Source organism: Flavobacterium sp. 2 (genome assembly GCF_049949195.1).
Taxonomy (GTDB): Bacteria; Bacteroidota; Bacteroidia; order Flavobacteriales; family Flavobacteriaceae; genus Flavobacterium.
Genome location: NZ_CP188206.1, coordinates 3,896,609 through 3,917,102, shown reverse-complemented (window position 1 = coordinate 3,917,102; position 20,494 = coordinate 3,896,609). Strand labels below are relative to the sequence as shown.

21 protein-coding genes and 1 riboswitch are annotated in these 20,494 nt (G+C 33.2%); of the genes, 15 read left to right on the top strand and 6 right to left on the bottom strand.

Features of this window, described 5'->3' with window-relative positions:
* Positions 1–44 precede the first annotated feature (44 nt).
* The 3 genes from ACNFIH_RS17065 to ACNFIH_RS17055 are packed head-to-tail and all read left to right on the top strand — an operon-like array spanning position 45 to position 1,825.
* The gene (locus ACNFIH_RS17065; RefSeq protein WP_035649659.1) at positions 45–500 is read left to right on the top strand and encodes a tRNA (cytidine(34)-2'-O)-methyltransferase; all 456 of its coding nucleotides are present in this window, start codon (positions 45–47) and stop codon (positions 498–500) included.
* A 1-nt stretch (position 501) separates the two neighbouring features.
* Complete coding sequence (locus tag ACNFIH_RS17060; protein WP_426484030.1) at positions 502–984, top strand: hypothetical protein; 483 nt, start codon at positions 502–504, stop codon at positions 982–984.
* A 34-nt stretch (positions 985–1,018) separates the two neighbouring features.
* On the top strand, positions 1,019–1,825 hold the full coding sequence (locus tag ACNFIH_RS17055) for a hypothetical protein (RefSeq protein ID WP_426484029.1): 807 nt from the start codon (positions 1,019–1,021) through the stop codon (positions 1,823–1,825).
* Here ACNFIH_RS17055 and ACNFIH_RS17050 read toward each other — a convergent pair.
* The 3 genes from ACNFIH_RS17050 to ACNFIH_RS17040 all read right to left on the bottom strand — a co-directional run bounded on the left by ACNFIH_RS17050 (position 1,822) and on the right by ACNFIH_RS17040 (position 4,855).
* Complete coding sequence (locus ACNFIH_RS17050; protein WP_426484028.1) at positions 1,822–2,598, bottom strand: ABC transporter ATP-binding protein; 777 nt, start codon at positions 2,596–2,598, stop codon at positions 1,822–1,824. The two genes, ACNFIH_RS17055 and ACNFIH_RS17050, sit on opposite strands and share 4 nt — an antisense overlap.
* Positions 2,599–2,682: 84 nt before the next feature.
* Positions 2,683–3,711 (bottom strand): FecCD family ABC transporter permease, encoded by a 1,029-nt coding sequence (locus ACNFIH_RS17045; protein ID WP_426484027.1) that lies wholly within the window; start codon positions 3,709–3,711, stop codon positions 2,683–2,685.
* Between the two features lies 1 nt (position 3,712).
* Complete coding sequence (locus tag ACNFIH_RS17040; protein ID WP_426484026.1) at positions 3,713–4,855, bottom strand: ABC transporter substrate-binding protein; 1,143 nt, start codon at positions 4,853–4,855, stop codon at positions 3,713–3,715.
* A gap of 95 nt (positions 4,856–4,950) precedes the next feature.
* Between ACNFIH_RS17040 and ACNFIH_RS17035 the strand changes: the two genes are divergently transcribed.
* The 7 genes from ACNFIH_RS17035 (at position 4,951) to ACNFIH_RS17005 (ending at position 12,402) form a co-directional block, all read left to right on the top strand.
* Positions 4,951–5,313, top strand: coding sequence for a DUF5522 domain-containing protein (locus ACNFIH_RS17035; RefSeq protein WP_426484025.1), 363 nt, complete (start codon positions 4,951–4,953; stop codon positions 5,311–5,313).
* A 101-nt stretch (positions 5,314–5,414) separates the two neighbouring features.
* Positions 5,415–5,939 (top strand): bifunctional adenosylcobinamide kinase/adenosylcobinamide-phosphate guanylyltransferase, encoded by a 525-nt coding sequence (cobU, locus tag ACNFIH_RS17030; RefSeq protein WP_426484024.1) that lies wholly within the window; start codon positions 5,415–5,417, stop codon positions 5,937–5,939.
* A 95-nt stretch (positions 5,940–6,034) separates the two neighbouring features.
* A complete protein-coding gene (gene cobT, locus ACNFIH_RS17025) occupies positions 6,035–7,714 on the top strand; it encodes a nicotinate-nucleotide--dimethylbenzimidazole phosphoribosyltransferase (RefSeq protein WP_426484023.1) in 1,680 nt (559 codons plus the stop codon).
* 181 nt (positions 7,715–7,895) lie between these two features.
* Positions 7,896–8,693 carry an adenosylcobinamide-GDP ribazoletransferase gene (locus tag ACNFIH_RS17020; protein ID WP_426484022.1) on the top strand — a complete coding sequence of 266 codons (798 nt, stop codon included), beginning with the start codon at positions 7,896–7,898 and terminating at the stop codon, positions 8,691–8,693.
* Positions 8,678–9,214 (top strand): alpha-ribazole phosphatase, encoded by a 537-nt coding sequence (gene cobC, locus ACNFIH_RS17015; protein WP_426484021.1) that lies wholly within the window; start codon positions 8,678–8,680, stop codon positions 9,212–9,214. The genes ACNFIH_RS17020 and cobC overlap by 16 nt, the downstream gene beginning before the upstream one ends.
* 67 nt (positions 9,215–9,281) lie before the next feature.
* Positions 9,282–9,485, top strand: a riboswitch (cobalamin riboswitch).
* Between the two features lie 27 nt (positions 9,486–9,512).
* Positions 9,513–11,366 carry a TonB-dependent receptor plug domain-containing protein gene (locus ACNFIH_RS17010; protein WP_426484020.1) on the top strand — a complete coding sequence of 618 codons (1,854 nt, stop codon included), beginning with the start codon at positions 9,513–9,515 and terminating at the stop codon, positions 11,364–11,366.
* A 4-nt stretch (positions 11,367–11,370) separates the two neighbouring features.
* Positions 11,371–12,402: a YncE family protein gene (locus tag ACNFIH_RS17005; RefSeq protein ID WP_426484019.1), complete on the top strand. Its 1,032-nt coding sequence runs from the start codon at positions 11,371–11,373 to the stop codon at positions 12,400–12,402.
* Positions 12,403–12,475: 73 nt separating this feature from the next.
* On the opposite strand, the gene ACNFIH_RS17000 is transcribed toward ACNFIH_RS17005, so the two are convergent.
* Entirely contained in the window at positions 12,476–13,948 is a 1,473-nt protein-coding gene (locus tag ACNFIH_RS17000) for a S41 family peptidase (RefSeq protein ID WP_426484018.1), read from the bottom strand.
* 164 nt (positions 13,949–14,112) lie between these two features.
* Here ACNFIH_RS17000 and ACNFIH_RS16995 point away from each other — a divergent pair, with 164 nt between their 5' ends.
* The 5 genes from ACNFIH_RS16995 (at position 14,113) to ACNFIH_RS16975 (ending at position 16,833) form a co-directional block, all read left to right on the top strand.
* Positions 14,113–14,622 carry an RNA polymerase sigma factor gene (locus ACNFIH_RS16995; RefSeq protein WP_426484017.1) on the top strand — a complete coding sequence of 170 codons (510 nt, stop codon included), beginning with the start codon at positions 14,113–14,115 and terminating at the stop codon, positions 14,620–14,622.
* Positions 14,609–15,067, top strand: coding sequence for a hypothetical protein (locus tag ACNFIH_RS16990; RefSeq protein ID WP_426484016.1), 459 nt, complete (start codon positions 14,609–14,611; stop codon positions 15,065–15,067). Before ACNFIH_RS16995 ends, ACNFIH_RS16990 begins: the two co-directional genes overlap by 14 nt.
* Positions 15,068–15,083: 16 nt before the next feature.
* Positions 15,084–15,611, top strand: a complete 528-nt coding sequence (locus tag ACNFIH_RS16985; RefSeq protein ID WP_035649692.1) for a DUF4252 domain-containing protein — start codon at positions 15,084–15,086, stop codon at positions 15,609–15,611.
* A 2-nt stretch (positions 15,612–15,613) separates the two neighbouring features.
* A complete protein-coding gene (locus tag ACNFIH_RS16980) occupies positions 15,614–16,150 on the top strand; it encodes a DUF4252 domain-containing protein (protein ID WP_035649693.1) in 537 nt (178 codons plus the stop codon).
* Positions 16,151–16,299: 149 nt separating this feature from the next.
* Positions 16,300–16,833: a DUF6252 family protein gene (locus ACNFIH_RS16975; protein ID WP_426484015.1), complete on the top strand. Its 534-nt coding sequence runs from the start codon at positions 16,300–16,302 to the stop codon at positions 16,831–16,833.
* Between the two features lie 338 nt (positions 16,834–17,171).
* Here ACNFIH_RS16975 and carB read toward each other — a convergent pair whose 3' ends face one another.
* Complete coding sequence (gene carB, locus ACNFIH_RS16970; RefSeq protein WP_426484014.1) at positions 17,172–20,027, bottom strand: carbamoyl-phosphate synthase large subunit; 2,856 nt, start codon at positions 20,025–20,027, stop codon at positions 17,172–17,174.
* Between the two features lie 146 nt (positions 20,028–20,173).
* Entirely contained in the window at positions 20,174–20,335 is a 162-nt protein-coding gene (gene rpmH, locus ACNFIH_RS16965; protein ID WP_008464848.1) for a 50S ribosomal protein L34, read from the bottom strand.
* Between the last annotated feature and the right edge of the window lie 159 nt (positions 20,336–20,494).

The window sequence follows — 20,494 nt, the reverse complement described above, 5'->3', positions numbered from 1 at the left end:
TCATAACTCATAATTCATAACTCATAATTCATAACTCAAAAAAAATGCTAAACGTTGTTCTTGTAGAACCTGAAATACCTAATAATACTGGAAACATTGGAAGATTGTGCGTTGGCACAGAAAGCCGACTTCATTTAATTCATCCTTTCGGATTCGTAATCAATGACAAGAACCTGAAACGTTCTGGTTTGGATTATTGGGTGCATCTTGATGTAACGGAATATCAAAATGTCGAAGAATGGATGCAACAGATTCCAGATAAATCTCGTGTTTTTTTAATGAGTTCACATGCCGAAAAATCATATTTAGAAACTGATTTTCAAGATGGCGACTGGCTGGTTTTCGGAAAAGAAAGTGTTGGTTTAAGCAAAGAAGTTTTGGCTTTATTTGAAAATCATTTAACGATCCCGATGTCAAAATTGATTCGTAGTTTTAATATTGCCAATTCTGTGGCTTTTGTAGTTGGAGAAGCTAAGAGACAAATTTCGTTGCAAAAATAACATGAGACCTTTCATTGATCTAAACAATTTAAGTTATTCGAAAGAAAAATTAATTTATTATTCTCAAACTATAATTTTCACATATTTTCTAATTGCAATTGCACTTTTGATTTATGCCATCTATTCACTTACAGATGGCAAAGATGGTTATATATTTTCCTTATTTTTATTACCATTTATTACAGTTTTAATTTACAATGCATCTAAGTTACTTAAGAAAAGTAATGACGTTCAGTTTCGAATCAACTCTCAAGGAATTCAATACAGAAATGAAGCGCTTGTTTCCTGGAGCAATATTCAAAATGAAGGAATCGAAGCAGAACGATCTGGCAAATACACCAACCATTTTTTTGTATATTACATTATCGATCAAGATAAGCGAATGAAACATGATATAGGCAATTTAAACACTGATGTATTAGAACTGCAACATACTCTTAAAATACATCGAAACCGATATCTCAGAGAAAATAATATTCATTAAGCATTAACTTCCCTTTTTAACCCCAAAAACTAAAATGACCGAAACTGTAACCGTAGAACAAGCTTTAAGCAAAGGCAGATGGCAATTAAAACATTTGCCAATGATTGTAACTTTTGGCATTATTGGAGGAGGAATTTACCTTTTCTATGCAAAAATATTTGAAGGCTGGATCATTCCAATCGGATTTCTATTGGGCTTTCTATCGGGCTGGCTAGTGTGGAGTTATTTTGTCAATCAATGGAAAATTTGGGCATATGAAAATGTTAGGAATGTCCACGAATTACAACGAAAAGCAGTTGAAGAAAAATTAATTTGGCAAAGCGGAAGCTGGTTTGAAAAAACAGAGTTTAAAGATTACCAGCAAAAACAGAAATTAAAACAATTAGAAAAAAAGTTTCTCGAAAAAGATGTTTTCAAAGATGACATTTCAGTTCCAAAAGAAACGGTAATTTTTTACTCAAGAATTACTATTCTTTTTTTATTAGTAATTTCTCTAATAATGAATGCATCGGGGATCTACTTTCTATATGAGAAAGAATATTTAGGATTATTTCTCTTAGGAGTAGGTGTTTATTTAACTTATGACAATGTTAAAAAGTTAAGAGACAAAAGCCCTCAAATTATAATTAATGCCGAAGGAATAAAACTTAAAGATGAAAAACTTGTTAAATGGAATAACATCCGAAATGACAGAGTTTATACAGAAATAAGAGGGAAAAATTCCACAACCTATTTGGCATTTAATCATGAAAAGATTGATATTGGAGAATTGGACATAAAAACTAAGGAATTAGAAAAAATGCTTCATGTGTATCGTGTGCGTTATGAAAACACTCTTTAGGTCACAATAAACTTTCCTTTTTCAGCATCAAAAATAATATGTTCATCTTTGAATAAAGAAGCAAAACTTCCATTCGAAATTAAATTACACGGCTGATCTTGTACTATATTTTCTGGCATCATGACAATCATTTCATCACTTAACTGAATTGCAAGATCAATATCGTGCGTAGAAAACAAAATACATTTTTCTGTTTCCTGCGTCAGTTTTTTCAATAGTTTGAATAATGAAACTTTATGAAGCAAATCAAGATGCGTTGTTGGTTCATCCAAAATAATCAAAGGCGTATCCTGCGCAAGCGCGCGCGCAATTAAAACTTTCTGTAATTGTCCGTCGCTTATTTCAAAATGTTTCTTTTTTGCTAAATGCGTAATTTGAGTTAAGTCTAAAGCTTCATTTACTTTTACAACATCTTCAGGATTTAAAGTTCCTATCCAATTCGTATAAGGCTGACGTCCCAACGCAACCAATTCAAAAACAGAAAGATTGCTTGGCGGTAGTTTTTCGGTTAAAACCAAACTTAAATTCTGCGCTAATTCTAAAGGTTTGTATGCCGAGATATTTTTCTCATTCAAATAAACATTTCCAGACAATGGTTTTTGGATTCCGGTAATTGTACGAAGTAAAGTTGATTTTCCAATTCCGTTTGCTCCAATCAAAGTAATGAGTTTTCCTGATGCTAAATTTAGATTTAGATGCTCAGCAATGGTCGTAACTCCTTTCTTGGATTTGTATCCAATATTTAAATTTGAAGTAGTTAAAATGTTTTTCATTTTTAAAGATTCTGAGTTACTAAGATCCTAAGTTCTAAGTTTAAAAATAATCCGTTTAATCTGTGCAATCTGTGGCTAAACAAATTACTGAAAATTTCTTTTTCGGACTAAAAGCCAAATTACAACCGGAGCACCAATTATAGAGGTTATCGCATTTATTGGAAGCGTCACATCAAATCCCGGCATTTGTGAAACGATATCACAAAACAGCATTATTATAGATCCAAAAAATAATGTACTCCAAAACAATATTGTATGATTGCTTGTTTGAAAAACCAGTTTTGCAATATGCGGCACTGCAAGTCCGATAAAAGCAATTGGTCCTGCAAAAGCCGTAATACTTCCTGATAAAATACTCGTAGCAAATATGATGATCAACCTTGCTTTTTTAAAGTTCAATCCCATGCTTTTTGCGTAATTTTCACCCAAAAGCAATGCGTTTAAAGGTTTTATACTACTTGCACTTAAAATCAAACCAATTCCGACGCAAACTGTCAAAATTACAATAGTTCCCCAAGAAAGATTTCCAAGACTTCCCATTGACCAAAAAGTGAATTTTTGAAGTTGTTCTGCTGTACTAAAATACGTCAGGACACTCACAATTGCCGATGTAAAACTTCCAAACATCAAGCCCACAATCAAGATTGCCATTGTGTCGCGTAATCTTTGTGAAACTACTAAAACCAAAAGCAAAACTAATGTACTTCCAAAAGTAGAAGCAATCACAATTCCGTATGATGACAATGCTATTACCTGTAAAAAAGAAGGCAAAAATCCAGCTCCCAAAATCACAAAAGCAACACCTAAACTTGCGCCTGAACTCAGTCCTAAAACATACGGGCCTGCTAACGGATTTCTAAATAAAGTCTGCATCAAAAGTCCGCTGATCGAAAGACCTGCTCCAACTAAAACCGCCGTAATTGCTTTTGGCAAACGATAATTTATAATAATATATTCCCAAGTTGATTTTGTCGCTTGTCCACCTGTTAAGCTCGCAAAAACATCTTTTAGCGGAATTGTAACAGATCCTAAACTAATGCTCGCAAAAAACATAAGTAAAAATCCCAAAGACAAAACGACAAATAAAATGGTATTTCGTTTTTTGTTTGCCAATTTAATTTAGTTTTGATGCAAAAGTAAATTCATAACCCGTCAATAAATCCGGATGGAAAATCTTGATATAATCTTTTAAAACCAAATCTGGGCGACTTGGTGATAATTCATAAAAAATAGTTCCGCCAGTTGCTCCAAATTTACTTTCTAAAGAATAAACCGTTTTATTTTTAAAAGCATCAAATTCACCATAATGAGGATTCGCTTTCTGCAATTCTTCTAAAGTTTTAAAAGAACCTGAAACCACCCAAATATTTGCGCCTTTTGCTTTATCCAGCACTTTTTCGAAAGATAAACCTTCACTTCCTGTTCCTTTTAAATTGCTCCATAAATAATCGGCTTTTGCATCTTTCATAAATTGTGCAACCCAGCTATTTCCTTTGGCTACATACCAAACATCTTCATACATAGAACCGTATAAAACTTTTGTTGTTGCCGGTTTATCTGCTACTAATTTTTTAGCTTGATTATAACTTTCAACAATTTTATCAAACAATTCTTTTGCTTTGTCTTCTTTGCCAAATAATGCCCCGTAAAGCTTAATCCATTCGGCTTTTCCAAGTGGAGATTGTTCCATCCAATCGCCCTGAATCAAAACATTTAAGCCGCTTTTTTTCAAATTATCCAACATCGGATTATTGTTATCGACTCCAAAAGTCACAATCAAATCTGGTGATAATTCAATCAGCTGCTCAATATTTAATTTTTCATTTTGTCCAACATTTTTTACTGAACCTTTATCAATAAGTGTTCTTGTTTTTTCAGACGAAATATAATCGGTGTGTGGAAAACCAACCAATTTATCTTCAACTTCCAGCATTTCCAAAAACGGAATATTTGTTGTCGAAGTAACCACTACTGACTCTAATGGCACTTTTATTGTTGTATAGGTTTGGAGACTGTCCGGAACTTTAGCATCTTTCTCTTTTAAAACATATTTAAAATCCTTATTTGCATTAGGCCAAGGATTTGAGATTGTAACTACAGAATATCCTTCTTGTTTTACGATAGAAAGCCCTGAAGCGAATTCGATGCTATTTTTTGCAGTTTCTGATTTTACGGTTTCAATATTCTCACTTTTTTTACAACTTGTAAGAATAAAAAAAGAAAGAAAAAATACTAACTTAGGTAAATAAAATTTCATATTTAACGTTTTGGATAGGGACAAAGGTAAATCATTTTCTGATTTTTTTGTTTACTTTTATTCTTACAAAATTCAACAAATTGTATCTTTACATTATGAATACCACAAAAACAAAAATTTGCTCAAGCTGTGAAACTTCTTTCAGCTGTGGAGATATTTCAGTTGAAAACAAATGCTGGTGCAATGATTACCCACCTATTTTTAATCTTTCAGAAGGAGGTGACTGTTTGTGCCCAGCCTGTTTCAAAGAAGCCTGCGAAGATAAAATTGACGCTTATATAGAAACAATAACTCCTGAAAAAGCTTTAAAAAATAAAGCCGCATCGTTGCCCAAAACAGAAAAACTTATCGAAGGCATTGATTATTACATGGAAAATGGCAATATGGTTTTTAAAACCTGGTATCATCTAAAAAGAGGCAAATGTTGTGGAAACGGTTGTCGTCATTGCCCTTATTAATAATTATGAGTTTTGAATTATGAGTTATGAGTTGTTGCTTCATTTAATTCATAACTTGCCAAACGAAACTCATAACTCATAATTTATAACTCAACAAAAAAATGATATACTTGATAACTGGTGGTGAAAGATCAGGAAAAAGCCATTATGCTCAAAACTTAGCTTTACAACTTTCTGATTCGCCTCTTTATGTTGCAACAGCGAGAAAATGGGATTCCGATTTTCAAAATCGTATTAATCGTCATCAGCAAGAACGTGATGAACGATGGACTAATATTGAGAAAGAAAAATATCTTAGCGAAATTGATTTTTCAGGAAAAGTTGCACTTATTGATTGTGTCACACTTTGGCTGACTAACTTTTTTGTTGATACTAAAAATGATGTTTCTTTGTCTTTAGAAGAAGCAAAAAAAGAATTTCTTTCGATTGCCAATCAACAAAATGCCACATTAATAATTGTGACCAACGAAATTGGAATGGGTGTTCACGCCGATACTCACATTGGCAGAAAATTTACAGAACTGCAAGGCTGGATGAATCAGTTTTTAGCATCAAATGCTGATGAAGTTTTCTTGATGGTTTCTGGAATTCCGGTTAAAATCAAAGGGGAAAATTCCAAATTTTAAATTCCAAATTCCAATATACTAAAGTACCTTTACAAAAAAAGGATAATCACATTCACAATGAATTTGGAATTGAGGATTTAAAAAAATTGGAATTTATGACTAGTTTAGATGATATCTTAAAATCACGCCGCGACACTCGACATTTTACAGCCGATGAAGTTCCTGATGAAGTAATTCAAAAAGCTTTGCAGGCAGGACATTGGGCGCCTTCTGTCGGGTTAACGGATGCTACCAGATATTATCTCATAAAATCTTCTGAAGTCAAAACAGCTATTAAAAATCTGTTTTTAGATTATAATAAAAAAGCCGAAGAACTTACCGATAATCCTGAACAAAAAGAACTTTACAGATCCCTAAAACTGGAAGCTATTGAAGAAGCTCCAATCGGACTTATAATTGCTTATGATCGTTCGGTTTTAAATCAATTCACAATTGGAACCGTTGGCAGCAATGAAGCGGTGAAATTTAGTTCGGTTTGTGCGGCACAGAATATTTGGCTTTCACTTACAGAACAAGGCTACGGAATGGGCTGGGTTTCAATTTTAAATTATTATCAGTTTAAAAAAATTCTGGATTTACCTGAAAATATTGAACCGCTTGGTTATTTCTGCATTGGAAAACCGGCAACAAATTATAACAATCAACCAATGTTGCAGCAATTGCATTGGAAACAAAAATCGGAAACGTCAATTTGTACAGAAATTCAAAATGTAAACGAAAGTTCTGTTTCAGAAATTACAACTAATTTCACATCAAAAAATAAAATTCCAACCGATTTTGATAAACTTCTTCAAGAAAAAATAGATTCAAAAACAAAACCAATTGGCGCTTTAGGAACTTTAGAAACGCTCGCTTTTCAAATAGCAACAGTTTTTGAAACTTTAACTCCAAAAATCACAAATCCAAATATGGTTGTTTTTGCCGCCGACCATGGAATTGCAAATCATGGCGTAAGCGCTTATCCGCAAGATGTGACACGCCAAATGGTGAATAATTTTCTAGAAGGAGGCGCGGCAATTAATGTTTTTTGCAAACAAAACAATATTCAATTATCAATTGTAGATGCTGGTGTCAATTATGATTTCCCTACAAATACAAAACTGATTGACGCTAAAATTGCTAAAGGAACACAATCTTTCCTGCATGTGCCCGCCATGAGCCAAACGGAACTTCAATTGTGTTTTGAAAAAGGAAAATCAATTGTTGAAAAAATTGCAAAAACAGGTTCAAACTGCATTGGTTTTGGTGAAATGGGAATTGGAAATACTTCAACAGCTTCGGTTTTAATGAGTCTTTTGACCGGTTTTCCTATCGAGCAATGTGTTGGAAAAGGCACAGGAGTTGTCGATGAAAAATTAATTCAGAAACAAAATCTTCTCAAAAAAGCAATTGAAAATTATTCCGGTCAAGCCGAATTGAAAGAACAATTGGCTTTCTTTGGAGGTTTCGAAATTCTGCAAATGGCAAGCGGAATGCTGACTGCATTCGAAAATAAAATGCTGATTCTGGTTGACGGGTTTATTTGCAGTACTGCATTTTTAATTGCAACCAAAATGAATCCTGAAATTATACAAAATGCTGTTTTTTGCCATTGCTCTGCTGAGAATGCCCATCAAAAATTGCTTCAATACTTGAATGCAAAACCTATTTTAAATCTGGATTTGCGTTTGGGAGAAGGAACCGGCTGTGCAATTGCTTTTCCAATTTTAAAATCGGCCGAGGCTTTTTTGAATGAAATGGCTAGTTTTGAAAGCGCTGGAGTTAGTCGCAAATAATATTCTGTTTTTATAAAATAATTATACTGTTTTAATGATGATTTATTCTCAATTTTGTCATTTCGACGAAGGAGAAATCTCCACAAGCAACTCCGCAATGCATATCGCCAATCTTTGTCGAGCTACTCGCGGAGATTTCTCCTTCGTCGAAATGACATACTAAATAGAAAAACAATAATTAATGAAAAAAGAACTCCACATCTTCTTTACCTGTTTAATGTTTTACACCCGAATTCCTTGTCCAAAAAACATTACGCATCATCCTGATTATTTAAACAAAGCCACACGATATTTTCCTTTTATCGGCTGGATTGTCGGGAGCATCTCATTTCTGGCTTTTTATCTTTTTTCGTTATTTCTTTCTATAGAAACCGCTGTAATTTTTGCAATTATCGCGTCTATTCTAACAACCGGAGCATTTCATGAAGATGGTTTTGCAGATGTTTGCGATGGTTTTGGCGGCGGCTGGACAAAGGAAAAAATCCTGATGATTATGAAAGACAGTGCAATTGGCGCTTATGGAGCAATTGGACTTGTTTTATTGTTTTTGGCCAAATTCAAATTGCTTTCAGAATCACTTCTAATTTTCAAAAATGACAACAACTATTTTCTACTATTCTTGTTATTTATTTCAGTTCATTCTTTAAGCCGTTTGGCTGCAATCAGTATTATTTTTACTCATGAATATTCACGAGATGATGCAACAAGTAAAAGCAAACCGATTGCAAAACAACATACTTGGAAAGAAATTTTTGGATCTTTTTTCTTCGGATTAATTCCGTTGCTGGCACTCTCCTATTTCTCTTTTGAGATAAAAACGATTTTGATTTTAATTCCTGTTTTTTTGACGAGATATTTTTTAGCAAGATATTTTCAAAAATGGATTGGCGGATATACGGGCGATTGCCTTGGTGCAACACAGCAAGTTTGTGAAGTTATTTTTTATTTAAGTTTTCTTTTCATATGGAAATTTATCTAGTTCGCCACACCGAAACAGTTTGCGAAAAAGGAATTTGCTACGGACAATCAGATGTCGAAATTGCAACTCCTTTTAATATCATTTTTGATAAAATTGTTTCGCAGCTACCTTCTGAAGCAATTATTTATTCTAGTCCTTTGAAGCGTTGTGTGACTTTGGCTAAACACATCCAAAATAACATTAAAACAATATCCTATCACGAAGATGACCGATTAAAAGAAATGAATTTTGGCGATTGGGAACTCAAAAACTGGAACGAAATTCCGCCCGAACAACTCAATCCCTGGATGGAAGATTTCGTGAATATCAAGGTTTCAAATGGAGAATCTTTTGTAGAATTGCATGATCGGATTGGCGACTTTTTGTTGAACGAAATTTCGAAAAACATAAAACATCCCATTATTATTGTTGCACATGCCGGAATCATCAGAAGTATCTTATGTCATCAAACTTCATTGCCTTTGAAAGAAGCTTTTCAAAATAAAGTTGATTTTGGCCAAGTCATTAAAATTGAGCTTTGACAACGCTTTTGTTCAGAATTTATCTGAAAAAGTAAAACAAATTTGAAAATTCAATAATTTTAACTTTATCTTTGCGCAAAATTAAGGTTGTGTTTTAATAAAAAAACACATTAAAAGGGAATCAAGTAAAATCTTGAGCTGTACCCGCAACTGTAAGCTTAGTTCTGAAAAGAATGCTTGTTGTAACTGCAAACCACTGTCACGCCTTGCGTGATGGGAAGGTAAACAACAAGACGCAAGCCAGGAGACCTGCCTTTGAAACAAAGATCGAACTCTCGGGAAAAAGAGTGTAGAAATTATGACTTTAAAAAAACATTTCGCTTTTAGTTTATTATTGTTGTGCCAGTTTATTTGGGCGCAGAAAGATTCTATTACCAGTCTGAAAGAAGTTTTGGTTTCAGATTCCAATCTTAAGAAATACTCTGCTTCGCAATCTGTTTTAAAACTCAATGATTCTGTTATCAATAAAAATGAGGCTTTATTAACTGATTTATTGAATTTCAATTCCACTATTTATTTTAAAGAATACGGTCGTGGAATGCTTTCGACGGTTGCTTTTAGAGGAACGACTTCATCACAAACAGCAGTGATTTGGAATGGAATCAACATCAATTCACAAATGAATGGAAGCACCGATTTTAATACAATTTCCAGTGCCGATTATAATTCTATTAGTGTAAAAGCGGGTGGCGGAAGTGTTATTTATGGAAGCGGTGCCGTGGGTGGAACTGTCCATTTAAACAACGATTTGGCATTTTATAATCGTTTTGAGAATAATTTAAAACTTGATTACGGAAGTTTCAATACAATTGGAATCAATTATAAAACCAATATTTCGAACGAAAAATGGAGCGCACAAATTGGTTTCTCAAAAAACAGTTCGACAAACGATTATAAATATCTGAATAGATATACCTGGAAAGGTGAACAACGCTGGAACCAAAACGGACAATACGATGTTATCACCCTTAGCGCCAATTTGGGATATAAATTTGATGCAAAAAACAGTTTAAAATTATATACTCAGACTTCTAACACCGACCGAAATACTTCTTTAATAACAGAAACTGAAACTCCAAGTAAATACGTAAACGGTTTCAACAGAAATTTACTGGAATATGATGGTGATTTTGGCAAGTTTAAAGCCAATTTCAAAACGGCTTATATTTTCGAAAATTACCAATACTACCCTGACAATTCTCTTAATCAGTACACTTACGGAAAAACAGAAAGCTTAATTACTAAAGCTGATTTGGGATATACAATTTTCAAATCAACTCAAGTAAATGGAATTTTAGATTATAACCGAACTAAAGGCTTCGGAAGCGGTTTTGGTGATAATACGCGCGAAATCAGTTCTGCGGCATTATTAGTAAAACAAGATTTTTCTAAAGATTGGAAGAATGAATTTGGCATTCGAAAAGAATTCACAGACAATTACAAATCACCTGTTTTATTCAATTTAGGTTCTTCTTATCAATTTGGAAAACTGTATAATTTAAAGTTGAATTTATCCCGAAATTTCAGAATCCCAACTTTCAACGATTTATATTGGGAAGAAGGTGGAAATCCAGATTTGAAACCAGAAAGTTCATATCAGGCGGAAATTGGAAATGTTTTTACTTTTAAAAACATTTCGCTTACGCAAACAGTTTACTATATCAAAATTACCGATTTATTACGATGGGTTCCAGGAAGCGGGGGCATCTGGAGACCCGAAAACACGGACAAAGTAAATAGTTATGGCGCTGAAACTTTGCTAAGTTGGAAAAAACAATATGGCAAAAATTATTTTGGAGCCAATGCCACTTACGCATACACGGTATCAGAAAACACAGAAACTGACAAACAGTTGTTTTTTGTTCCGTTTAATAAAGCAACCGCAGCAGTTTCGTATTCAAGAAACCGAATTTCAGCTTACTACCAATTCCTTTACAATGGATTTGTATACACGCAAGCAGATAATGATCCGAATGAAATAGTTGATGCTTATACGATCTCAAATATCGGAATCGATTATGATTTTAAATTTTTAAGTTCTTTCAAACTTGGATTTCAAGTATTAAATCTTTGGAACGAAAATTATGAAAGCCTTGAAAATAGACCAATGCCAGGAAGAAATTTTAATTTGTACTTAAACCTTAAATTTTAATATAATGAAATTAACTAGATTATTTTTATTAGCAATAAGCGCATCGCTTTTTGTTTCTTGTTCTAACGATGATGATAATGACCCAAAGGGAGTTTATGATAAAGGATTTTTCATCTTAAACGAAGGAAATTCTGGTGGTGGATCAGTTTCTTTTGCAAGTGATGATTTAGCCAATTTTACAGCTGATGTTTACAAAACTGCAAATGCTGGAGATTTCGCTGGAGTATATCTTCAAAATATCTTTTTTGACGGAGACAACGCTTATATAATTGCTGGTGGATCAAAAGTAATTAACGTGGTAAACCGTTACACTTTTAAATTAGTTGCAAAAATTGATAGTGGCCTTGCAAACCCAAGATATGGTGTTGTAAAAGACGGAAAAGCATATGTAACTAATGCAAATAGTTTTTCTAGCATTACTGACGATTATATTGCAGTAATTGATTTAGCAACAAACAAATTTGAATCTAAAATTGAATTGAATGCAACGGCAAACAGAATTTTGTTGGAAAATGGTAAATTATACGTTACTGAGCCATATTCAAACGATAAATTATTAGTCGTAAATCCTGCTACAAAAACTTTGGAAGCACCTTTAACTATTGGATATAGTGCTGATAGTATGGAAGCAAAAGATGGTATATTATATATCTTAAGAAATCCTTCAGCAACAAGCAGCGAAATTATAAAAGTGAAACTTGCTGATAAATCAACTTCAAAAATTACAATTCCACAATCTCAAGGGAGTGCAGGTTACTTAGATGTGTACAATGATAAAATCTACTACACTGTAAACGCTTCAACATATGCAATCAATACTAATGCGACAACAGCTGCAACCACTCCAATTGTAACAACAACATTGTCAAAAGACGGTTATATTTATGGATTTGCCGTAAACAATGATAAAATTTATATTGCTGATGGTGGCGATTTCGGATCAAACAGCAAAGCTTACATCTACAACTTAAGTGGTATATCACAAAAAGAATTAACTGTGGGAGTTGGACCAAATGGTTTTTACTTCAACAATTAATATACCTTTATTTTTAAATTAGTTTTTGGATTTTTTTTGAAAAAAAGGCTTTCATTTCTGAAAGCCTTTTTTTTTATTTTAATGATTTTGAAAACCCTTTTGGAACAGTTTCTAAATACATATCATTTCGTAATCCGTTTATTTTTTTCGAATCGTCTATGTAAGGTAAAACAAAACTTTTATCGGTTTGAATCTTTTTAGCAGTAGCTCCGGTAATTTTAGAAATTGCCAAATTTAATAATGGTTCTGCTGGATCTCCAAGTACTCCGTAACTGCTTACATATTCTAACTGTACATATGTAGGCACTAAGCCAGAAGTATAATCTCCAAAATCCTGAGCATTGGTAATTTTAAAAACCAAAGGCTGCATTGCATATTTATGATTTGGATTTACATTAGATTTTGTGAAAGTCGGAGAATCATAAACGGTAAATGAACCAACATTTTTTCCAATCGTTGTTTCACCAATCTGAACAACATCAATGTACGGTTTTAAACCATTAACAACTAATTCACTTGCCGATGCCGTGCTCGAAGTTGTTAAAATATAAACCTTTGATAAATTCAAACTATTTAAAGCCGTACCGTCAATATTGTTTACAAATCTTTGGTTCAAAGACTCCAGATCATCTGTAGTCATTGTAGCCATTAATTTTAAGTTATATTGCTGTTTCGAAAATATTTTTCCGTTAAATTGACCTGTAATCATACTTGCCAAACGAGTTGATGTACGTACAGAACCGCCTCCGTTATATCTTAAATCCAAAACTAAATCTGTAACACCCTGTGCTTTTAATTCGCCAAAAGCCTGATTCAGTTTAACATCATAATCCGAATAAAAACCATTATACATTAAATAGCCAATTTTATGACCGCCAGAAGTAATTACCTTATTAATTAAAATTGGATTTTCTTCTAAAACCGTTTTCGTCAAAGCAACGGATTTGCCATTCAAAACAAAAGCTGAACCATTGTAATCAGAAAGATTTAAAGTATAACTATCTGGAGCTAACAATAATGATTGGTAATTAGATACCGTAAGTTTTGTACCATTTACAGCCGTAAATAAATCACCTCTTTTTATAGCTTTTGTTGAAGCATCGGAATTTGGAACAATATAACGTACATAGCCTACAACATCATTTGAGCCACTGGCAACTCTCATTAGTCCAAAATCTACTCCATTATTTTTTGTGATTCCGTTAAGTTCTTGTTCTAAAACAGTATAATCATCAACAATCCAGCTAAAACGGTCAATTGCTGTAGCAGGATATTTACTGATTGGCTTATTTAATAAATCTTGAAACAATTCTTTTGGGTCTGAATATCCAGATAAATACGAGTTTAATTCTGCTTGACTGCTAAATCTATCATCAGCTAAATTTGGCACATCGGCCTGCCACAAATAAACTTCATTTAATCCTTTCCAGATAAAATCATTTACTTGTAAAGTTGCCGGAGCTTCTACATCATCCTGATCTTCACAGGACTGTAAAGTAAAGGCAAGCAAAAAAATTAGTAGTAAACTCTTTAATATTGTTTTCATAAAAAATGTTCTTGGTAATCTATTAACGTAAAAATACTACCTTTAGTTTTAACTCTATCAAGTTTATTTCATTTTTTCATCATTTTTTTTTTAAAAGTGGCTGTAACAAAAATAATAGTGCCTCGTCTTGACTATATAAGCTAACGAATAACCAACCAAATTTTATGAATCAGAATGTGTTTATAGAATTAATTAATCCTTTTAAAGACAAAATTTTTCGTCTGGCAAAAAGATTGCTAACAAGTACTGAAGAGGCTGAAGATGCCACTCAGGAAGTGATGGCAAAATTATGGAACAAAAAAGACAATTTGGATTCCTATAATAATATCGAAGCAGTAGCCATGACAATGACAAAAAATTATTGTCTGGATCAATTAAAATCTAAAAGAGCCGGAAATCTCAAAATTGTACACAACAATTTTACAGACCGGGAACCTCAATTGGACAAAAAATTAGAAGATTCTGACAGTTTGGAATGGGTCGAAAAAATTATAAATCAGCTGCCAGAGCAGCTCCAAATATTAATTCAGCTTCGCGATGTTGAACAATATGAATTTGATGAAATTGCGAAAATTGTCAACATGAATGAAACGGCTATTAGAGTAGCACTTTCGAGAGCGAGAAAAAAAATTAGAGAATCAATGGTTAACACACACAGTTATGGAATTAGATAGAATAGAAAATATATTAGAAAAATACTTTCAGGGAGAAACCACTATTGCTGAAGAAAAAGAATTAAAAGAATACTTTTCGTCTCCAAATGTTGCGCAGCATTTAGAGCAATATCAGCCAATGTTTGGATATTTCTCTCAGGTAAAACAACAAAAATCAACGCAGGAAATTCCACTACAAACTAAGAAACGAAATGTGGCGTGGTTATCGATTGCAGCATCTGCTGTTGTTTTACTCGGAATTGGGACTTATTTCTTTGCAAGCGAAAAAGATACAGCTCCAGCTGTAGCGCAGTCAGAATTAGGAACCTATGATAATCCCGAAGAAGCTCTCGCAGCAACGCAAAAAGCTTTGGCACTATTATCAAACAATGTTAATGTAGGTATTGAAAGTGTGCAATACATTAACGAATATGAACAATCAAAAAACAAAATCTTTAAACAGTAATTAAATTCAATCAAAAATGAAAAATCTTATTATAACACTAGTTTTCGCCTTTTTCACACATTCATTCTACGCACAAGGTGCTTTTGACAAATTTGATGGTCAAGACGATGTAACATCAGTAATTGTAAACAAAAAAATGTTCGATTTAATGAGCAAGGTAAAAGTTGATGCTTCTGATAAAGAAACACAGCAATACATTAATCTGATTAAAAAATTAGATTACCTAAAAGTGTTTACAACAAAAAATCCTAAAATTGAAGCTGATATGAAAGCTTCTGCTGATAAATACATCAAAACTGCAGGTCTTGAAGAATTAATGCGTGTAAACGATAGCGGTAAAAATGTCAAAATAATGGTAAAATCCGGAGCAAGCGACACACAAATCAAAGAATTGCTGATGTTTGTTGACGGTGCAAAAAATGACGAAACTGTTTTATTATCGCTAACAGGTAATTTTGACTTAAACGAAATTTCAGTATTAACAGATAAAATGCAGCTTCCTGGTGGAACTGACTTAAAAAAAGCCTCTAAAGGCAAAAAATAATCATGAAAAGTCGTGTTTTTACCTCAGCCCTTATAGCATTGCTAACTTTGATAAGCTGCAATTCTGAACCTTCATTGCAAAAGTATTTTGTCGAAAATAATGAGAAAAAGGACTTTATTGCAATTGATGTTTCGTCTAATATTTTAAATATAGACAAAGCCAAATTATCAGCAGAGCAAGCCGAAGCTTTAAAGTCATTTGACAAAATGAACATTTTAGCTTTTAAAGCAACAGATAAAAATCAAGCCGAATTTGAAACAGAACGCACAAAAGTAAATGCCATTTTAAAAAACCCGAAATATCAGCAATTGATGAAAGTGGGTTCTGGCAAAGACGGCGCTTCAATAAGCTATGTTGGCACAGATGAAAACATCGAAGAGTTTGTAGTTTTTGCCAACAGAAAAGAAAATGGTTTTGCCGTGGTCCGTGTTCTCGGAAAAAACATGAATCCGAATAACATTATGACAATTATGTCGGTTCTGCAAAAATCAAAAATCGATATGGAACAATTGAAGCCTTTACAGCAATTGATAAAATAATCATCAATCTTACTTTATAATCAGAAAAAGCTCCAAATAATTTTGGAGCTTTTTTTGTTTAAGAAAACATAATTTCTTCTTATAAACAGTATTTATATTAACAAAATATATTTTACATTTACTGCCTAACAAACCTTTAAAATCAATCAATGAAAACACCAAAAATCCTACTAATTCTTTTCCTTTTTGTATTAAACAGCTGCTCAAGTGACATCGAAAGTCCAGGCGTTATTACTACACAATATGCAATGACTGCAAAAATTGATGATGCATTGTGGGAAATGAATAATCCGTTAAACACAAATACCGCTACAAAACCATTATTTGATTATTACCCAACTAAAGAATACATTCAATTAGTAGGAAGAAAAAATGTAATAGATGAAATTAGACTTTACATTAAAAGAACCAATCTAAAAATTGGAACTTACCCTATTACAGCAGCAACATTTGATGCTTCTAAAACACAAATTGAAACATCATTCAACAGTAAAGCAAAAAGCCAATATCCAGTTGAAGGCTCTTTATCAATAACAGCAATTGATTTAAAAGCTAAGACAGTGGCAGGAACATTTTCTTTTAACTGCGTTGAAAATTACTTAAAACCAATAAGTGCAACCAATCCTGTTACAACAAAAGTAACCGAGGGAACATTTAATTATAAATATGATGTTGCAAACTAACAGCAAAATCAATTAAAGTAAAAAAGCTCCAAATAATTCTGGAGCTTTTTTATTAAATAAAATTTATAAATTTATTGCAATGTTTTAAAACGAAGTCAAATGCATAGATATACAAAAATTGGTCTTTTATTGATTTTCTTAAGTATTCTAATGTGGTTTTTAGGCATAAGCCTATTTACAAGCAACAGTCACATTAATTCAGTTTTAAGCTTCCTCGGACAAATTTCATTTATAATATGGCTTCCAACATTTTTAGTTGGTTTATTTTTTTTGTTACGCCCTAAAAACAAAAAAAGACCCTAAATAATTAGAGTCTTTTTTATATTAGCAATCTGAGATTATTTACTCAAATACATTTTTCTTCTAGAATACAATTCGTAGAATTGATCATCTTTCAAGTCATCAATAAACAAGATGCTTTCTCCTGTTGATTTCATTTCTGGTCCTAATGCTTTGTTTACATTCGGGAACTTGCTGAAAGAGAAAACTGGTTGTTTGATTGCATATCCTTTTAATTGCGGATTGAAATCAAAGTCAGTTACTTTATTGTGGCCTAACATTACTTTTGTAGCGTAGTTTACGTAAGGTTCTCCGTAAGCTTTTGCAATAAACGGAACCGTTCTTGAAGCTCTTGGGTTTGCCTCGATGATGTAAACTGTATCGTCTTTAATTGCAAACTGAATGTTGATTAAACCAACCGTTTTTAAAGCTCTTGCAATTTTATACGTATGATCTTTAATTTGCTGCATTACAAATTCTCCTAAGTTGAAAGGAGGCAATGTTGCGTTACTATCTCCAGAGTGAACTCCACAAGGCTCAATGTGCTCCATAATTCCGATGATGTAAACATTTCCATCAGCATCACAGATTGCATCAGCTTCAGCTTCGATTGCTCCGGCTAAATAGTGATCTAGTAATAATTTGTTTCCTGGAATTGTTTTCAACAAATCGATAACGTGCTCTTCAAGCTCTTTTTTGTTGATTACAATTTTCATTCCCTGACCTCCTAATACATAAGAAGGACGAATTAAAAGTGGAAAATCTAAACTGTCTGCTAATTTTGAAGCTTCATCAGCCGTTTCAGCGATTCCGAATCTTGGGAAAGGAATATGTAAATCTGTCAATAAATCAGAGAAACGTCCCCTGTCTTCTGCCAAGTCAAGTGCGTCAAAACTAGTTCCGATGATTTTCACACCGTATTTAGATAATTTATCAGCTAATTTAAGAGCCGTTTGACCTCCAAGCTGAACAATTACACCTTCTGGTTTTTCATGCTGAATAATATCATAAATATGTTCCCAGAAAACTGGTTCGAAGTATAATTTATCAGCAGTATCAAAATCTGTAGAAACCGTTTCAGGATTACAGTTAATCATGATCGTTTCGTAACCACATTCTTTTGCGGCTAAAACTCCGTGTACACAAGAGTAATCAAACTCGATTCCCTGACCAATTCTGTTTGGTCCAGAACCTAAAACGATCACTTTCTTTTTATCTGTTAGGATACTTTCGTTATCTACGTAACGTTCTCCGTTTGCTTTCTCGATTTCAGCCTCAAAAGTTGAGTAGTAATAAGGTGTTTTTGCTTTAAACTCAGCCGCACAAGTATCAACCAATTTAAACACACGGTTAATGTTCTTGTCCATACGCAAAGTGTGAACTTCACTTTCTAAACAACTCATCATGTGCGCTAATTGTCTGTCAGCAAAACCTTTTTGTTTCGCTTCAAGCAATAATTCTTTTGGAAGATTTGAAACTTTGTAGTTTGATATTTCTTTTTCTAAAATATAAAGCTCTTCGTATTGTTTCAAGAACCACATATCGATTCTTGTAATTTCATGAATCGTACTCAATGGAATTCCCATTGCAATAGCATCATAAATTACAAAAACACGATCCCAACTTGCATAAGTTAATTTCTCGATAATTTGTTCGTAATTTTTATATCCTTTTCCGTCAGCACCTAAACCATTTCTCTTAATCTCTAAAGATTGAGTTGCTTTATGAAGTGCTTCCTGGAAAGAACGCCCAATTCCCATAACCTCACCTACAGATTTCATCTGAAGACCTAGAGTTCTGTCTGAACCTTCAAATTTGTCGAAGTTCCAACGTGGTATTTTTACGATTACATAATCTAAAGTTGGTTCAAAAAGAGCCGAAGTAGACTTTGTAATTTGGTTTTGTAACTCATCTAAATTGTATCCTAAAGCTAGTTTAGAAGCGATTTTTGCAATTGGATAACCAGTTGCTTTTGATGCTAAAGCAGAAGAACGAGATACACGAGGGTTAATTTCGATCGCAACGATATCTTCTTTTTCATCTGGAGAAACTGCGAATTGTACGTTACATCCTCCGGCAAAATTTCCGATACTTCTCATCATCAAAATTGCGTAGTCACGTAATTTTTGGAAAGTTGTATCAGATAATGTCATTGCAGGTGCAACTGTAATCGAATCTCCAGTGTGGATTCCCATTGGATCCATATTTTCGATCGAACAGATAATTACAACATTGTCGTTTTTATCTCTTAAAAGCTCTAGTTCGTATTCTTTCCATCCCATTAAAGCTTTGTCGATCAAAACTTCGTGAATTGGAGAAGCTTCTAAACCACGAGTTAAAAGCTCATCAAAATCTTCTTTTTTGTAAACCACAGCTGCTCCAGTTCCTCCAAGCGTAAACGAAGGACGAATTACAAGTGGGAAACCAAATTCCTGAGCAATTTCTTTTCCTTCTAGGTAAGAAGTAGCCGTTTTTGCAGGTGCAGTTGGTACATTTATTCTTTCTAAAAGCTGTTTAAACTGCTCTCTGTCTTCTGTAATATTGATCGCGTTTACATCAACACCGATTAATTTTACTCCGAAATCCTGCCAGATTCCTTTTTCTTCAGCTTCCAAACACAAGTTTAAGGCTGTTTGTCCTCCCATAGTTGGCAAAACAGCATCAATTTGTGGATGTTCCTTCAGAATTTCAATAATCGATTTTGTAGTTAAAGGTTTCAAATAAATATGATCGGCCATCGATGGGTCGGTCATAATCGTTGCTGGGTTCGAGTTAATCAAGATAACTTCAATTCCTTCTTCACGAATCGAACGTGCAGATTGTGATCCTGCATAATCGAATTCGCAAGCTTGACCAATAACAATAGGTCCTGAACCTATTATTAAAACTGATTTTATTGATGTGTCTTTAGGCATTTTGTATGTATTGTGTAGTTATATAAGTACTTTAAAAAACTTTTCTAGTATACTAAAAACTAGAAAGTTGAGAAAATTTTTACCGACAAGGTATAAAAAAAGGCGATACTAAAAAAGTAATCGCCTTATGTATGTTTATACAAACATTATTTTTTGTGTCTAGGCTCGCTAGAAACAGTTAATTTATGTCTTCCTTTTGCTCTTCTACGCGCTAGAACTTTTCTTCCATTCGCAGAAGCCATTCTGTCCATAAATCCGTGCTTATTTCTTCTTTTTCTTTTCGATGGTTGAAATGTTCTTTTGCTCATTGCTTTGTATCTTTAAAAATGGTATCTAATTAACTCGTTCTTGGTTTTGAATATCGTTGCTCAAAAACCGAGTGCAAATATACAAAGACTTTTTTTTCTGGCAAGCACTTTAATAAAAATATTTTTAATTCATTTTACTATATTTGCAATCACAAATTT

What these genes read in the sequence shown, in the direction of transcription:
- ACNFIH_RS17050 (WP_426484028.1), bottom strand. Translation starts at nt 2,598, where the DNA reads ATGAAAAACATTTTAACTACTTCAAATTTAAATATTGGATACAAATCC.
- ACNFIH_RS17005 (WP_426484019.1), top strand. Translation starts at nt 11,371, where the DNA reads ATGAAATTAACTAGATTATTTTTATTAGCAATAAGCGCATCGCTTTTT.
- ACNFIH_RS17055 (WP_426484029.1), top strand. Translation starts at nt 1,019, where the DNA reads ATGACCGAAACTGTAACCGTAGAACAAGCTTTAAGCAAAGGCAGATGG.
- ACNFIH_RS17000 (WP_426484018.1), bottom strand. Translation starts at nt 13,948, where the DNA reads ATGAAAACAATATTAAAGAGTTTACTACTAATTTTTTTGCTTGCCTTT.
- ACNFIH_RS17065 (WP_035649659.1), top strand. Translation starts at nt 45, where the DNA reads ATGCTAAACGTTGTTCTTGTAGAACCTGAAATACCTAATAATACTGGA.
- carB (WP_426484014.1), bottom strand. Translation starts at nt 20,027, where the DNA reads ATGCCTAAAGACACATCAATAAAATCAGTTTTAATAATAGGTTCAGGA.
- ACNFIH_RS16975 (WP_426484015.1), top strand. Translation starts at nt 16,300, where the DNA reads ATGAAAACACCAAAAATCCTACTAATTCTTTTCCTTTTTGTATTAAAC.
- ACNFIH_RS17035 (WP_426484025.1), top strand. Translation starts at nt 4,951, where the DNA reads ATGAATACCACAAAAACAAAAATTTGCTCAAGCTGTGAAACTTCTTTC.
- ACNFIH_RS16995 (WP_426484017.1), top strand. Translation starts at nt 14,113, where the DNA reads ATGAATCAGAATGTGTTTATAGAATTAATTAATCCTTTTAAAGACAAA.
- ACNFIH_RS17040 (WP_426484026.1), bottom strand. Translation starts at nt 4,855, where the DNA reads ATGAAATTTTATTTACCTAAGTTAGTATTTTTTCTTTCTTTTTTTATT.
- cobU (WP_426484024.1), top strand. Translation starts at nt 5,415, where the DNA reads ATGATATACTTGATAACTGGTGGTGAAAGATCAGGAAAAAGCCATTAT.
- cobT (WP_426484023.1), top strand. Translation starts at nt 6,035, where the DNA reads ATGACTAGTTTAGATGATATCTTAAAATCACGCCGCGACACTCGACAT.
- cobC (WP_426484021.1), top strand. Translation starts at nt 8,678, where the DNA reads ATGGAAATTTATCTAGTTCGCCACACCGAAACAGTTTGCGAAAAAGGA.
- ACNFIH_RS16980 (WP_035649693.1), top strand. Translation starts at nt 15,614, where the DNA reads ATGAAAAGTCGTGTTTTTACCTCAGCCCTTATAGCATTGCTAACTTTG.
- ACNFIH_RS17010 (WP_426484020.1), top strand. Translation starts at nt 9,513, where the DNA reads ATGACTTTAAAAAAACATTTCGCTTTTAGTTTATTATTGTTGTGCCAG.
- rpmH (WP_008464848.1), bottom strand. Translation starts at nt 20,335, where the DNA reads ATGAGCAAAAGAACATTTCAACCATCGAAAAGAAAAAGAAGAAATAAG.
- ACNFIH_RS16985 (WP_035649692.1), top strand. Translation starts at nt 15,084, where the DNA reads ATGAAAAATCTTATTATAACACTAGTTTTCGCCTTTTTCACACATTCA.
- ACNFIH_RS17060 (WP_426484030.1), top strand. Translation starts at nt 502, where the DNA reads ATGAGACCTTTCATTGATCTAAACAATTTAAGTTATTCGAAAGAAAAA.
- ACNFIH_RS16990 (WP_426484016.1), top strand. Translation starts at nt 14,609, where the DNA reads ATGGAATTAGATAGAATAGAAAATATATTAGAAAAATACTTTCAGGGA.
- ACNFIH_RS17020 (WP_426484022.1), top strand. Translation starts at nt 7,896, where the DNA reads ATGAAAAAAGAACTCCACATCTTCTTTACCTGTTTAATGTTTTACACC.